The 13,427-nt window shown below is 70.6% G+C and carries 12 protein-coding genes; 8 read left to right on the top strand and 4 right to left on the bottom strand.

Annotated elements, in window-relative coordinates; translation table 11 throughout:
- The first annotated feature begins 25 nt into the window (after window positions 1-25).
- Window positions 26-454 (top strand): RbsD/FucU family protein, encoded by a 429-nt coding sequence (locus AB7V09_RS05280; protein WP_419143139.1) that lies wholly within the window; start codon window positions 26-28, stop codon window positions 452-454.
- Window positions 454-1,782 carry an L-fucose:H+ symporter permease gene (gene fucP / locus AB7V09_RS05275; RefSeq protein ID WP_419143138.1) on the top strand — a complete coding sequence of 443 codons (1,329 nt, stop codon included), beginning with the start codon at window positions 454-456 and terminating at the stop codon, window positions 1,780-1,782. Before AB7V09_RS05280 ends, fucP begins: the two co-directional genes overlap by 1 nt.
- 112 nt (window positions 1,783-1,894) lie before the next feature.
- Here fucP and AB7V09_RS05270 read toward each other — a convergent pair whose 3' ends face one another.
- Window positions 1,895-2,893, bottom strand: a complete 999-nt coding sequence (locus AB7V09_RS05270) for a LacI family DNA-binding transcriptional regulator (protein ID WP_419143137.1) — start codon at window positions 2,891-2,893, stop codon at window positions 1,895-1,897.
- 114 nt (window positions 2,894-3,007) lie between these two features.
- Here AB7V09_RS05270 and coaD point away from each other — a divergent pair, with 114 nt between their 5' ends.
- The 6 genes from coaD (at window position 3,008) to AB7V09_RS05240 (ending at window position 7,551) form a co-directional block, all read left to right on the top strand.
- On the top strand, window positions 3,008-3,595 hold the full coding sequence (gene coaD / locus AB7V09_RS05265; RefSeq protein ID WP_419143136.1) for a pantetheine-phosphate adenylyltransferase: 588 nt from the start codon (window positions 3,008-3,010) through the stop codon (window positions 3,593-3,595).
- Window positions 3,592-4,143, top strand: coding sequence for a hypothetical protein (locus tag AB7V09_RS05260; RefSeq protein ID WP_004565185.1), 552 nt, complete (start codon window positions 3,592-3,594; stop codon window positions 4,141-4,143). The genes coaD and AB7V09_RS05260 overlap by 4 nt, the downstream gene beginning before the upstream one ends.
- Before the next feature lie 186 nt (window positions 4,144-4,329).
- The gene (locus tag AB7V09_RS05255; RefSeq protein ID WP_004565184.1) at window positions 4,330-4,920 is read left to right on the top strand and encodes a YceD family protein; all 591 of its coding nucleotides are present in this window, start codon (window positions 4,330-4,332) and stop codon (window positions 4,918-4,920) included.
- The gene (rnc, locus tag AB7V09_RS05250; RefSeq protein ID WP_075374424.1) at window positions 4,920-5,714 is read left to right on the top strand and encodes a ribonuclease III; all 795 of its coding nucleotides are present in this window, start codon (window positions 4,920-4,922) and stop codon (window positions 5,712-5,714) included. Before AB7V09_RS05255 ends, rnc begins: the two co-directional genes overlap by 1 nt.
- Window positions 5,714-6,790 (top strand): bifunctional DNA-formamidopyrimidine glycosylase/DNA-(apurinic or apyrimidinic site) lyase, encoded by a 1,077-nt coding sequence (gene mutM / locus AB7V09_RS05245; RefSeq protein ID WP_419143135.1) that lies wholly within the window; start codon window positions 5,714-5,716, stop codon window positions 6,788-6,790. The genes rnc and mutM overlap by 1 nt, the downstream gene beginning before the upstream one ends.
- 101 nt (window positions 6,791-6,891) lie before the next feature.
- Entirely contained in the window at window positions 6,892-7,551 is a 660-nt protein-coding gene (locus AB7V09_RS05240) for a response regulator (RefSeq protein ID WP_020991587.1), read from the top strand.
- A 47-nt stretch (window positions 7,552-7,598) separates the two neighbouring features.
- On the opposite strand, the gene AB7V09_RS05235 is transcribed toward AB7V09_RS05240, so the two are convergent.
- Genes AB7V09_RS05235 through cydD form a run of 3 tightly spaced genes read right to left on the bottom strand, consistent with a single transcriptional unit; the run spans window position 7,599 to window position 13,389 of the window.
- On the bottom strand, window positions 7,599-9,692 hold the full coding sequence (locus tag AB7V09_RS05235; RefSeq protein WP_419143134.1) for a GAF domain-containing protein: 2,094 nt from the start codon (window positions 9,690-9,692) through the stop codon (window positions 7,599-7,601).
- Between the two features lie 14 nt (window positions 9,693-9,706).
- Window positions 9,707-11,629, bottom strand: coding sequence for a thiol reductant ABC exporter subunit CydC (cydC, locus tag AB7V09_RS05230; RefSeq protein ID WP_419143133.1), 1,923 nt, complete (start codon window positions 11,627-11,629; stop codon window positions 9,707-9,709).
- Window positions 11,626-13,389: a thiol reductant ABC exporter subunit CydD gene (gene cydD / locus AB7V09_RS05225; protein WP_419143132.1), complete on the bottom strand. Its 1,764-nt coding sequence runs from the start codon at window positions 13,387-13,389 to the stop codon at window positions 11,626-11,628. Before cydD ends, cydC begins: the two co-directional genes overlap by 4 nt.
- Between the last annotated feature and the right edge of the window lie 38 nt (window positions 13,390-13,427).

The following is a 13,427-nucleotide window of genomic DNA, read 5'->3' as shown; positions in this document are numbered from 1 at the left end:
CACCCACCACACGAAAGGAGCAACGATGCTCCGCAACATTCCCGCCAACCTGTCACCCGAACTCGTCAAGATCCTGCTCGAGATGGGCCATGGGGATGAGATTCTCCTGGCTGACGCGAACTTCCCCGGGCACCACCTCCACCCCACCACGGTGCGGGCCGACGGCTTGGGGATCCCCGACCTGCTGCGGTCCATCCTCACGCTCATGCCCCTGGACCGCTACAGCAGCTACCAGGTGGCCCTCATGGAGACGGTGGGCGACGACCCCCGGCCGCCGGTCTGGGACGTCTACGAGCAGATCTGGAACGAGGCCGAGAAGGACGCCGGACCGGTGAGCGTCAAGACGATTGAGCGCATGGCCTTCTACGACTACACCCCCAGCGTCTACGCCGTCGTCCTCACTGGGGAGACTGTCCTGTACGGCAACCTCATTCTCAAGAAGGGCGTGCTGTGATGACTGCGATCCGTGAGTCCGTGGCTGAGGAGGCCCCTGTCGGAAAGGGGACGGCCAAACGGGGGTTCCTGTATCCCGGCATGGTGCTGCCCTTCTGTCTGCTGGTCTCCTGCTTCGCCGCCTGGGGCCTGGCCGGAAACATGACCGATCCTCTGGTCAAGGTCTTCCGCTCCGTGTTCTCCATGAACAACTTCCAGTCCTCCTTGGTGCAGTCCGCCTACTACGGGGCCTACTTCTGCCTGGCGATCCCGGCGGCCTTCATCAACAGCCGCCTGGGCTACAAGGGCGGCGTCCTCATCGGGCTGGTGCTGGCGGGAACCGGCGGGCTCCTGTTCATCCCCGCGGCCTACGTCATGACCTACTCGGTGTTCCTGACCGCCCTGTTCACCCTGGCCGCCGGCCTGTCCATTCTGGAGACCAGCGCCAACCCCTTCGTCATGTCCATGGGGCCGGAGCGCAACGCCACTCGGCGCCTCAACTTCGCGCAGGCCTTCAACCCCATCGGCTCCAATCTGGGGGTGCTGCTGGCCGCCCTACTCATCCTGCCCAAGGTGAACCCGGCCACCGCCGAGCAGCGCAAGGCCATGAGCCACGAGATGCTGCTGGCCACCCAGAGCGCAGAGCTCAAGGCGGTCATGGGCCCCTATGTCGCCCTCGGGCTCCTCTACATCCTGCTGGCCGTCATGATCGGCCGGGTCAGGGTTGCGGAGCGGCCGGTGGACTCGGCTGCGGGTGACAGCGGCGGGCCGGGCAGGCTCGCGCGCCTGCTGCGCAACAAGCGCTACAGCTTCGGGGTAGTGGCGCAGTACTTCAACGTCTCCGCCCAGACCTGTATCTGGACATACACCCTGCACTACGTCACAGATGCCCTGGGGGTGTCGGACAAGATCGCCGGATACTGGTTGCAGGCGAGTCTCATCGTCTTCCTGGTCTTCCGGTTCCTCATGGTGGGTCTCATGGGGCGGTATGACGCACGAAAGCTGCTTCTGCTCATGTGCTCCCTCGGGGTCGGCCTGTCCCTGTTCGCCATGGTGAGTGTCAACATTCTGGGGGTGCTGGCCATCGTCTCCCTGTCGGCGTGCATCTCCCTGCTGTTCCCCACTATCTACGGCGAGGCCCTCCTTGGGCTGGGGGAGGACACTAAGTTCGGGGCCGCCGGCCTGGTCATGGCCATCATCGGCGGAGCCACCATGCCACTGGTGCAGAGCTACATCATGGACAAGACGTCTCCTGCGGTGTCCTACATCACGGTAGCCGGGTGCTTCGTGGTGGTGGCCGCCTACGGGGTCTACACGCTGCGCACACCCAGGCCCGTCAGCGCCTCCTGACGGTCGCCTCTCACTTCGGAGCTCTGTGCGCCCACTCAGTACGAGCCGGGCGCGCAGAGCTCCGCAGGCTCAGTGGGCCCAGTGGGCTCGTCCGGGAAGGTGATCGTCCATGCTAGGCCTTGGTTGATGACGCCCTGACGACGAGCGTTGGCTCCAGGCAGACACTGCGGGCGGGGGCGCCCTCGACGATCTCGTCGGACAGGCTCAGTGCGGCCCGTCCCAGGGCGTCGAAGTCCTGCGTGACGCTGGACAGGGACGGGGTCGCCCAACGTGCCAGCGGGATGTCATCGAAGCCGACGACGGCGACGTCGTCGGGGATCCTCACGCCGGCGGCGAGCAGCTCATGGCACAGCCCCAGGGCGATGTCATCGTTGGCGGCGAAGACGGCGTCGGGCAGACCGCTGTCGAGCAGGCGCCTGGCGACCTTGGCCCCGGCCTCTCCCGTCCAGGCGTCCGTGCCCACCCAGCGGCCGGGAACCCCGGCCTGTGCGCACGCCGACTGGTAGGAGGCCAGGCGCTCCGAGGCGTCCTGCCAGGACAGGTCCCCGGTGACGTGCAGCAGGCGGCTGCGCCCCTGATCCAGAAGATGCTCCGTGGCCAGCCTGGCTCCCAGGGCCTGGTCGATGGAGACGGTGGCCAGTTCGGAGAACTCGTGCTGCCCCGAGATGATGGCCACGATCGGACCGCGGTGGCGCTGGGACGAGAGGATGGTCAGGACGTCGGCGCGCTGGGCCAGGACCACGATGGTCGCCACGCGGTGACCGTGCAGGTGGGCCAGCGCCTGTCGCACGGACTCCGGGTCGCCGCCCTCGGCAGTGGCCAGGACGAAGGTGTCCCCCCGCTCGCGCACCGCCCTGGCGATCGCGGAGAAGGTGGAGGCCATCCCGTGCGACAGTCCGGCCGTCAGCAGGATGCCCACGGCCCCGGAGGATCCCGAGGCCAGCGAGCGGGCGGCGAGGTTCGGCTCGTAACCCAGCGCCTGAACGGCCGCCAGAACCTTCTGACGTGTCTCGGGACGGACCGACGGGTGGTTGTTGAGTACGCGGGAGACGGTCTGCGCTGAGACTCCGACGGCCTCGGCCACGTCACTGAGGGTCACGCGTGTGGACACAAGGGAAATATAGCAGCGCCGCCCCAGGATTCCGGGGTGCCACGTTGGCGTGCTGGCGAGGGTGGTGCGGCGCGCGTCCCGCACCGCAGCGGGCCCAGCCATTAGCGTGACCGTATGAGCCTGGCCGTCTACCCCGGAAGCTTCGATCCCCTCACCCTGGGGCACGTCGACATCGCCGCCCGCGCGACCACGCTCTTCGACGTCGTCGTCATCGGAATCGCCCACAACGCCGCCAAGGCCGGACGCCACCTGCTCGACGCCCACGAACGCCTCCGCCTGGCCAGGGAGGCCACCTCCCACCTGCCCGGCGTCGAGGTGGACATCGTCCCCGGGCTCCTGGCCGACTACTGTACTCAGCACGGCGCGAACGCCATCATCAAGGGCCTGCGCAGCGGCAGCGACCTGGACGCCGAGCTGCCCATGGCCCTGCTCAACCGCGACCTGGGGGCGCCCGAAACGGTCTTCCTCCCCGCGTCCGCCGCCTACGCGCACATCTCCTCCTCCCTCGTCAAGGACGTCGCCGGCTATGGCCGGGACGTCTCCGTCCTCGTCCCGCCCGCTGTGGCCCGCGCCCTGGCGGTCCGGCTGGCTCAGGCCCCCGGGTCTGTAGCCCACGACGGCGTCGACTCAGGACTCGTCCCGCCCGGGACCCCGCCAAGCCGCTTCGTCGGCGCCGACCACACTCGAGAGGACCTACCGTGACGACCAGCCGCGATGCCGGAGAAGACCTGCTGCGCATCCTCGATGAGCTCGACGAGCTCATCAGCAATGCCCGATCCATGCCGATGAGCGCCTCGGCGATCGTCAACCGGGAGAACGCCCTGCACCTCATCGACCGGGCTCGTGACGCGGTCCCGAGTGCCGTTCGTCGCGCCGAGAAGATCGTCGCCGATGCCGACGCCGTCCTGGCTGAGGGACGGGCCGAGTCCGAACGGCTCGTCCAGTACGCCCAGGAGGAGTCCGAGCGGCTCGTGGCCGGGGAGAACATCGTGCGCATGGCCAATGACCGGGCCGACAGCATCGTGGCCGCGGCGGAGGACAAGGCCGCCTCCCTGCGTCACGGGGCCGATGAGTACTCCGACCGCACCCTGGCCTCCCTGGAGGCCGAGGTCGCCAAGGTCGCCGAGCAGATCCGCGCCGGCCGAGAGGTCCTGGCCGGTCGCCTGGGCGACGGCGCGGGCCAGCCGGTGGAGATCCAGGAGCCCGTGCGCCGCCGCTCGGGCTGGTCCGTGGACCCCTCCGCCCACTGAACCAGAGGCGCCGCATCCCCACCGGGTACGCTCGCGCCAGACACCTCGTCCATCACCCCGCCCACCAGCCGCCCAGCACCATGCACATCACCTGGTACATGACCTGGGTATCACGCGGACATCATGCCGCTGGGGCCCCTCGGTCATCGCTGGATGCGGCGCGGTCAACCCGCTGTGGAGGAACCCATGTCAGGACTCGTCGTCGATATCGTCGACCTGCCCCGTGCCACCGGCTCGGTCAAGAACCTGCAGATCCGCACCCCGGCCCCCGCCGACCTGGGCACGGAGGTCATCGGCGTGCCCGAGGGCAGTGACCTCGCCCTCGACGTCACCCTGACCTCCATGGACGACGGCGTCCTGGCGCAGGCCGACGCCGACCTGCACGTCCACGGCGAGTGCGTGCGCTGCCTGCGCGACCTCGATGAGGACCGCAGCGTGAGGATCGACGAGCTCTACCTCTTCCCCGAGGTCATCGAGGCCCAGCGGGCCGAAGGCGATGAGGAGGCAGAGGACCTCCTGGCGGTGGGGGAGACCACCCTGGACCTCGAGCCGGCACTGCGCGACGCCCTGGTGCCCACGCTGCCCTTCCAACCCCTGTGCCGCCCCGACTGCCCCGGACTGTGCCCCGACTGCGGCAAGCGGCTCGAGGACCTGCCCGCCGACCACCACCACGAGGTCCTTGACCCACGCTGGTCCGCCCTGGCCGGCCTGCTGGAGACCGAGACCGGTCAGGAGGGCGAGCAGGACGCGCCCACGAGCGGGGAGGAACAGGCCTGATGGCCAAGCGCCGCAGCGCCCCGCCCGCGCGCACCGACACCGAGGCCCTCGTCTACCGCTGGGGGCCGAGCATCGATGCCGACCTGCTCGATCTGGCCCTGACCCACCGCTCCTACGCCCACGAGAACGGCGGCCTGCCCACCAACGAGCGCCTGGAGTTCCTGGGCGACTCCGTCCTGGGCATCATCGTCACCGAGTACCTCTACCGCACCCACCCGGAGGTCCCCGAGGGCCAGCTCGCCAAAATGCGTGCGGCCACCGTCTCCGAGCCGGCCCTGGCCGCCGTCGCCCGCGACCTGGGACTGGGGGAGTTCATCAAGCTCGGCAAGGGCGAGGCGCTCTCAGGCGGGCGGGACAAGGACTCCATCCTGTCCGACACGGTCGAGGCCCTCATCGGCGCCACCTACCTCACCCACGGTCTGGAGGAGACCCGCACGGTCGTCACCCGGCTCGTCTCCCGCTTCCTGGACTCGGCCCGCACCCGCGGCGCGGGCCTGGACTGGAAGACGAGCCTCCAGGAGCTCACCGCCGTCCACCAGCTCGGCAACCCCGCCTACGAGGTCACCGGAACCGGCCCCGATCACCAGCGGGTCTTCACCGCCAGCGCCATCGTTGACGGCGAGGTCCTGGGGCAGGGCACCGGCAGCTCGAAGAAGGTCGCCGAGCACGACGCCGCCGAGGCCGCCTACGCCGCCATCCTGGCCGCCCGGGGCGACGGCGGCCTCAACCTGCCCGGAGTCAACGAGGCCCTACGCGCCGACCTGCTCACCGGGCAGGGCTCCCAGACGAGCTGATGCCAGAGCTGCCCGAGGTCGAGGTGGTGCGCGCCGGTCTCGCCCGGCACGTGGCCGGACGCACCGTCACCCGCGTCGAGGTCCTCGATCCGCGTCCGCTGCGCCGCCAGGACGGGGGAGCACAGGCCTTCGTCGACCAGCTCACCGGGCGCACCCTGACCGCGGCCGTCCGCCGCGGGAAGTTCCTGTGGCTGCCCCTGGATGACGGACGCGCCCTGTCGGCCCACCTGGGCATGAGCGGCCAGCTGCTCGTGCGCGGCACCACCGTCGCGACCGCTCCTGACGCTGCCCCGGAGTCCCACCGTGCCGCGGCCTTCCTGGCCGATCCGGACACTCTGCCCGGCGGGCGCCCAGCGGACCTGAGTGCTACCGAGCAGCCCCGCTACGTGCGGGACATCTCCACCTCCGCCCGCCACCTGCGAGTACGCCTCCACCTCAGCACCGGCCTCGGCGGCGACAACGGCGCCGATGGTGACGACGGTGACGGCGCGGCGGTCCTCGACCTGGTCGACCAGCGCATGCTCGGTGGCCTGCACATCGTCGATCTGACCCCCACCGCTGACGGCGCTCCCGGCGGGATGGGCGACCCGCGGCCGCTGCTGCCCGCCGACGCCACCCATATCGCCCGGGACCTGCTCGACCCGGCCCTGGAGCTGACCGGCCCCGCCGGCGTCGTCGCCCGGGTACGCGCCTCGAGGCGCGCCATCAAGACCCAGATGCTCGACCAGGGACTCGTCTCGGGCATCGGCAACATCTACGCCGACGAGGGCCTGTGGGAGGCCGGGGTGCACGGCCTGCGCCCGGGAACCGGTCTCGGCCCACGGGTGGTGGCCCGGATCCTCGAGTCCACCGCTGAGGTCATGCGCCGGGCCCTTGAGGTCGGTGGCACGAGCTTCGATGCCCTTTACGTCGATGTCGAGGGTGCCGCCGGGTTCTTCGCCCGCGAGCTGGGCGCCTACGGGCGCCAGGGACTGGAGTGCCGCCGCTGCAAGGCCACCATGGTGCGTGAGACTCTGGGAGGGCGTTCTCACACCTACTGTCCCCGTTGCCAGACCCGTCCGCGCCGGCACCGGTAGGCGCCGCCAGTGCTCGCAGGGAGCCTCCACGACAGCATCACCGCAGCATCGCCACAGTGCTGCCAGGATTGTGACGTAGGTTTCCATACCCTGGTAATGTCATGAGTATGGCACACACCCCATCGTCGGAGATCGTCCGCGTCATGATCGTGGACGACCACGAGATCGTCCGTCGCGGCATTGCCGAGATCATTGACCGCGCTGATGGGCTCGACGTCGTCGCCGAGGCGGGATCTCGAGCTGAGGCGGTGCGTCGGGCCGAGCTGGTCCGCCCCGATGTCATCCTCGTGGACCTCCAGCTGCCCGACGGCACCGGCATCGAGCTCATGCAGGAGCTGAGGGACTCCGTGCCCCAGGCCCTGCCGATCGTGCTGACCTCCTTCGACGACGACGAGGCCCTGGCCGAGGCCCTGGCGGCAGGTGCCCGGGCCTACCTGCTCAAGACGGTCCACGGTGCCGAGATCAGCGACGTCGTGCGGGCCGTCGCCTCCGGACGCGTCCTGCTCGACGAGCGCACTGTGACGCGCCGCCGGGCGGACCACGATGACCCCACCGCCGACCTGACCAACGCCGAGCGCAAGGTCCTCGACCTCATCGGCGACGGCCTGTCCAACCGGGAGATCGGTGAGCGGCTCGGAGTCGCCGAGAAGACGGTCAAGAACCACATCACCTCCCTGCTGGCCAAGATGGGTCTGCAGCGACGCACCCAGGTCGCCGCCTGGGTCGCCGGTCAGCGAGCCTCAGGCTGGCGCAACAGCTGACGGGTCCTTCTGCGCGCTGAGCCCGCCACTGAGGGGCGCACGCGGACTCAGCGCACCCGGCCGCCCCCGTCCAAGGGCACTCGCCAGGTGAAGCAGGTGCCGCGCCGCTCGCCGTCGGAGCGGGCCCGTGGACCAATGACGAAGCTGCCGCCGTGACGGCGGGCCCGCTCGGCCATGTTGGCCGTCCCCGAACGGCGCGTCACTGAGGGATTCACCCCGACGCCGTCGTCACGGCAGACGATCTCCACCACCGGGCTGCCCCGGAAGGGCTCGGCGTCTCCCGAGGCGTGACCCTCGTCGTCGCCCGGGCCGCAGCACTGCTCCGAGCCCGGCTGCACCCCCTCGATCTTGACGTCCACCGTCACCGAGGAGGCGTGGGCGTGACGGGCCACGTTGCTCAGTCCCTCACGCACGACGGCGACCATGTCGTCGGCAATATCCGGTGCCACGGCGGCGTCGACCGAGGCGATGAGCCGGTCCTCCTCATCGCGGTCCACCTGGGCCAGACCCCGGCCGTCGACGCTCAGCAGCAGCGAGGGGGCGTAGCCCAGGGCGTTGCGGGCCAGCGAGGCCTCGCGCCGCAGCCGCTCGATCACCCCGACCTCCTCATCGCGATCGCGCAGGGAACGCACGATGGAGCGGATCTGGCCCACGGAGTCGTCCACCGCCTCCAGGGCGGTGCTCAGCACGGAGCACACCGCATCCAGGTCCGCCTGCGCGCTGGAGGCCAGCCGTTCCCGGGCCGCGGAGATCTGCATCCCGGTGGCGAAGAGCTGCTGGATGGCCAGGTCGTGCAGATCCCGGCCGATACGGGCCCGCTCATCGAGCAGCGTGGCCATCTCCTCGGCGTGCTGGGCGTCGGCCAGCTCGAAGGCCATGGTGGCCTGTCCCGCCACGAGCTCGGCGATCTCCAGGTCCTGGGCGGTGAAGGGTGCCGCGCCGGGGGAGCGCAGGAGCAGCATCACCCCCACGCCCCGCCCCCGGTGGATCATGGGGGCGTAGAGGGCCGGCCCGAACTGGGCCAGCTGGGGGACCATCAGGTCGCCGTCGCCCCAGGCGTCCTCCAGGGAGTCCACGACCAGGCCGGTCTGATGGGCCAGGGTGGTCAGGGCCCGACCCTCGGGCGGGAAGAAGGTGCCGATCAGCTCCCGGGCGTGCTCGCCGTCGGCGATCTCGCAGATCCAGCGCTCCCCGATGCTGGGCAGGATGAGGGCGGCGGTGTCGGCGTGAGCGACCTGGCGGACACGGTGGGCGATGAGCGTCAGTGCGTCATCCTCCTCGGCGCCCGAGAGCAGCAGCGTCGTCAGCTCCTGGGAGACCACCATCCACTGCTCGCGGTCACGGGCCTCGCGGTACAGGCGGGCGTTCTCCACGGCGACGGCTGCGGCCTGGGCCAGGGTCAGGACGGCGTCGGCGTCCGAGCGGGTGAAGCCCCCCGGCTTGTCACACAGGTAGAGATGTCCGTAGACCTGGCCGTGAAGGCGCAGCGGGGCCGAGAGCAGACTGCCGGTCTCCTCACCCTCGATGGCACCGGTGAAGGCCGATGCCCTGCCCAGGTCGTTGTCGATGACCATCCCGGTGCCCTCGAGCCCGCTGAGCAGGGACTCAGAGGAGGCGTGCGAAGTGCCGGCGGTATCGGGGGCGCCGGCCATCTGGGCGAGCTCATCGAGGGTCGCCGTGGGCACCCCGCTGCACAGACCGGTGCCCGAGCTCGCGCCGGAGGAATCGGGCGAGAGGGGGCCGGCCGAATCAACATCCATGTCCGCGTGGTTGAGCACGGCGATGGTTCCCCACGAGGCACCCGTGATGGAGCAGGCCGACTCCACCAGACGGCGCAGCGCGTCGGGGACCCGCAGGGAGCTGGTGAGGCTCAGGGCCGCCTGGATGAGGGCGACAGTCGCCTCGTCCAGGCTCGGCTGAAGGGCCGACACCCGGCGGCCACGGGTGGAGACCAGCTGGTCGGCGTGGACGGCGTAGGCCAGACGCCCCGCCGCGGCGTTCTCCTCCGAAGAGGTCGCCAGCGCCTCCTCACGTCGCGCCGGGGGGCCGTCGAGCTCCTCCGGGGCGTCCTCGGGCACACCGGGGAAGCCAAGACTCTCGCCGATAGTGTCTGCTGCGTGCTGCGGGTGGGGTGTCGTCATCGTGCTCAGCTCGTTCAGCTCGTACCGGATACGTGGTCCTGCTGCCTGTCCTGATCCTCCTGGGAGAGCGACCACCGGTAGGTCTCGGAGACGTCCTGGAGCTCGCGGTGGCTGCCTCGGTGCAGGATAGTCGCCGGGGCCTGCTCGCCGATGGCCTGCGGCCGGCGTCCCATGACGAGGACCTCATCGGCGTGCTCCAGGGCGCTGAGACGATGGGTGACCAGGAGAGTGCCGCGGCCCTGGTCGCCCGCTGTCAGCAGGTCGGTCACGAGCCGGTCCGCGGTGAGGGCATCGAGATGCTCACCGGGCTCGTCCAGCAGCATCAGGGGAGCCGGAGCCGCCAGGGCCCGGGCGAGCAGGAGCCGACGCCGCTCCCCACCTGACAGTGTGGTGGCATCGGTGCCGATGATGGTCTCAACTCCCTCGGGAAGAGCCTCGAGCCACCTCCCCAGGCCGGCCCGCCTCAGCAGCTCGCCGGCCTCGGCGGGGGTGACGTCCCCGCGCGCCACGCGCAGGTTCTCCAGGACGCTGGTGTGGAAGACGTGCGCGTCCTCCGCGGTCAGGCACACCCGGGCCGCCACCTCTGAGTGGTCCGCCTGCCACGGGGGGACGCCGTCGAGCGTCAGCGTGCCGCCCCGAGGCTCCAGCAGCCCCGCCAGCGTGGCCAGCAGTGTCGACTTGCCGATCCCCGACGGCCCCACGATCGCCACTCGGTGACCGACCCGCAGATCCAGGTCGATGTCCTCGGCCACCACCGGGCCGCCCGGCCAGCCCACCGCCAGACCCCGTGCCTTGAGGTACGGGCCCTGGGCAGAGGGCTCGGGCAGCTCCAGAGGCGCGGAGGACGTCGCGGAGCCGCTGGCGGCACTGGCTTCAGCGGCCTCGATGAGCTCCACGATGCGGCAGGCGGCGCCGGCCGATCTGACCAGCTGCACGCTGGCCGGGCCGAGCGCTGAGGTGGCCTCGAAGGCGGCCAGTGGAACCAGGACGATCACTGCCAGCCAGACCGGGGCCAGCTGCCCGGAGGACACGGCGCTCACCCCCACCACCAGGTTTCCCAGGACCGCCAGGCCCATGGCGGCCATGTCCACGGCCGCCGCGATCGCGGCCGGTACCGCGGCCCGGTCCCGCAGACGGGTCAGGCTCTCCTCCCGGGAGGCGACCTGGCGCATCGAGCCGGCCAGACGCCCGGAGACGGACAGCTCGGGGGCCCCCTCCAGGACCGCCAGCACCTCCGTGGACAGCTCAGTGGCCTGCCTCTGACGGGCCTGCTCGGCGATTCTCGCCGAACGGATGGTGGCCAACGGGCCCACCAGTCCCGACAGCAGCAGACAGGCCAGCAGGATGAGGCCCGCCGGCCAGTAGACCACGCCGACGCCGAGACATGTGGCTGCGCCCAGGACGGCGGCGACAGCCGCCGGCAGATAGGCGCGCACCACGAGATCCCCGACCGCGTCGATGTCGCTGCCCACTCGCGCCAGGACGTCGCCGCGGCGCAGGCCCGCAACCGTGTCGGTGCGGGCTGAGGCCAAGGACTTGTAGAGGCGGGTGCGCAGAGCGCCCATGCCTCTCAGGGCGGTGTCATGGGAGACGAGCCGCTCGCAGTAGCGCAGCACGGAGCGTGAGATGCCGAAGAGCCGCACCGCCACCGGCGCAACCCCCAGCGCGACGACGTCGGGCATCTGTGAGGCCCGCGCAATGAGCCAGGCCGCCACCCCGGACAGGGACACGGCCGAGGCCATACCCGCCGTCCCGGCGACTACGGCCAGGATGAAGCGTGAGCGGTCCAGGTTCAGCAGTCCCACCGCCCGGCGCAGGGAGCGTCGCTCATCAGCGGACAGCGCGGGGGAGAGGGCGGAGGCAGTCGGATGTGCGGGGTTCGCGGGGTTCTCAGGGGGCTCAGGGGGCTCAGGGGTCAATGTGCTTGCCGTGCTCACAGGGCCTCCTCCTGCGCCATTGCCGCCTCATGGGCAGATACCTGGTCAGGTGTCCGGTCAGGTGCGATGTCCGCCGGCGGTACCGGTTGGCTCGTCACGGCGATGGTCTGCTCGGCCAGGGCCATGAGCGCAGGACGGTGCGCAATGACCACCACCGTGCGCCCCGAGGCGTGCAGCGCACGGACTGCGTCCAGGACGTGGGCCTCACTGGCCGCGTCCAGGTGTGCGGTCGGCTCATCCATGACCACCAGGGGCGCCGTCGAGCACAGGGCACGGGTCAGGGCCAGACGCTGGCGCTGCCCCACGGACAGTCCCACACCTGCACTGCCCACCGGGGTCCACCAGCCCTGCGGCAGGCCGTCGACGACCTCATCGAAGCCCGTGGCCCGGGCCGCCTCGACCAGTACGTCGGGCACGTCCTCTGCCGCCGCGGCTCCCGGCCCGACCTGATCCAGGACGTTGTCCAGCACCGTGCCCGGGGTGATGGTGGGGCGCTGGGGCACCCAGGCGATCTGCTCCCACCAGGTGGCCGGATCGATCTGGGCGAGGTCGACGACGCCGCTGGGGGCGCCGCCGTCCGGCACGATCCTCACCCGCCCCCGGTCGGGGGGCAGCAGGCCGAGGAGGACCTGCGTCGTCGTCGTCTTGCCCGCACCTGACGGGCCGGTCAGCGCCACCAGGCTGCCCGGCCGGATCGAGGCACTGAGCCCGGCGGGGGCCCACGCGCCCCGGGAGGCGACGGACACCTCATCGAGCTCGATCGTCGACGAGCGCAGGTCGGGGGCCGGCAGGTCGCCGTGCTCGGGCACCGGGGTCTGAAGAACCTCGAAGACCGCGTTCGCCGCCGCCACCCCGTTGGCCGAGGCGTGGAACTGGAAACCCACCTGCCGCAGCGGCTGATAGACCTCAGGGGCCACCATGAGGACGAGCAGACCGGTGAACAGGTCCATGCGTCCGGCCACGAGCCGGAACCCGATCTGGACGGCGATGATCGCCACCGACAGCGTCGTGATGAACTCCAGGACCGCCCCCGACAGGAAGGCGACCCGCAAGGTCGACATGGTGGTGCGCCGGTAGGAGCTGCTCAAGGAGCGCACCTGCTCGACCGGTCCCCGCTCGCGCCCGAGGGCCTTGAGCGTGGGCAGGCCCGAGATGAGATCGAGCACCTGATCGCCCAAGACCTGCATGGTCTTGAGACGCTCCTGGGAGACGGACTGAGTCATCCTGCCGATGAGGATCATGAAGATCGGAATGAGGGGCAAGGTGCACACCACGGCCACCGCGGCCGACCAGTCCTGGGTGAGGAGCACCAGCACCGTGGCCGGTGTCACCGTCGAGGCCAGCACCAGCTGGGGAAGGTAGCGGGTGAAGTAGGGCTCGAGGTCGTCCAGCGCGCGAGTCAGAAGAGTGGCCGTCTGCGTCCCGTGAATCGCCTGCCACCGGGGGCCTAGTCGGGCCGCGTGCTCCAGAACCAGACGACGCAGCTCAACGATGGTCTCCGTGGCGGACCGGTGGGCATGAACCTCCTGGAGCAGGACCACCAGGGCCCTGGCCGCCAGCACCCCGCCCAGAGCCACCGCCAGTGCCCTGACGGCAGACGGTGCGGCCCCCTCGGAGATGACCGAGGAGACCGCACCGGAGATGAGGAAGGCCTGAACCACCACCAGCACGGCGGTCACCATTCCGGTGACGGCGGTGGCGGCGATGTATCGGCGGGCGGAGCGTGCGTAACGCATCAGCCGGGGATCGAGGGGCTTCACCTGCTCAAGGATAGGGGAGTAGGTCCAAGGGCCCGGAG

The organism is Actinomyces sp. SKVG-SVH-4(1) (genome assembly GCF_048514265.1).
Taxonomy (GTDB): Bacteria; Actinomycetota; Actinomycetes; order Actinomycetales; family Actinomycetaceae; genus Actinomyces; species Actinomyces oris.
Note: the sequence above shows the minus strand (reverse complement) of the source record. Positions and strands in the feature narration are given on the sequence as shown.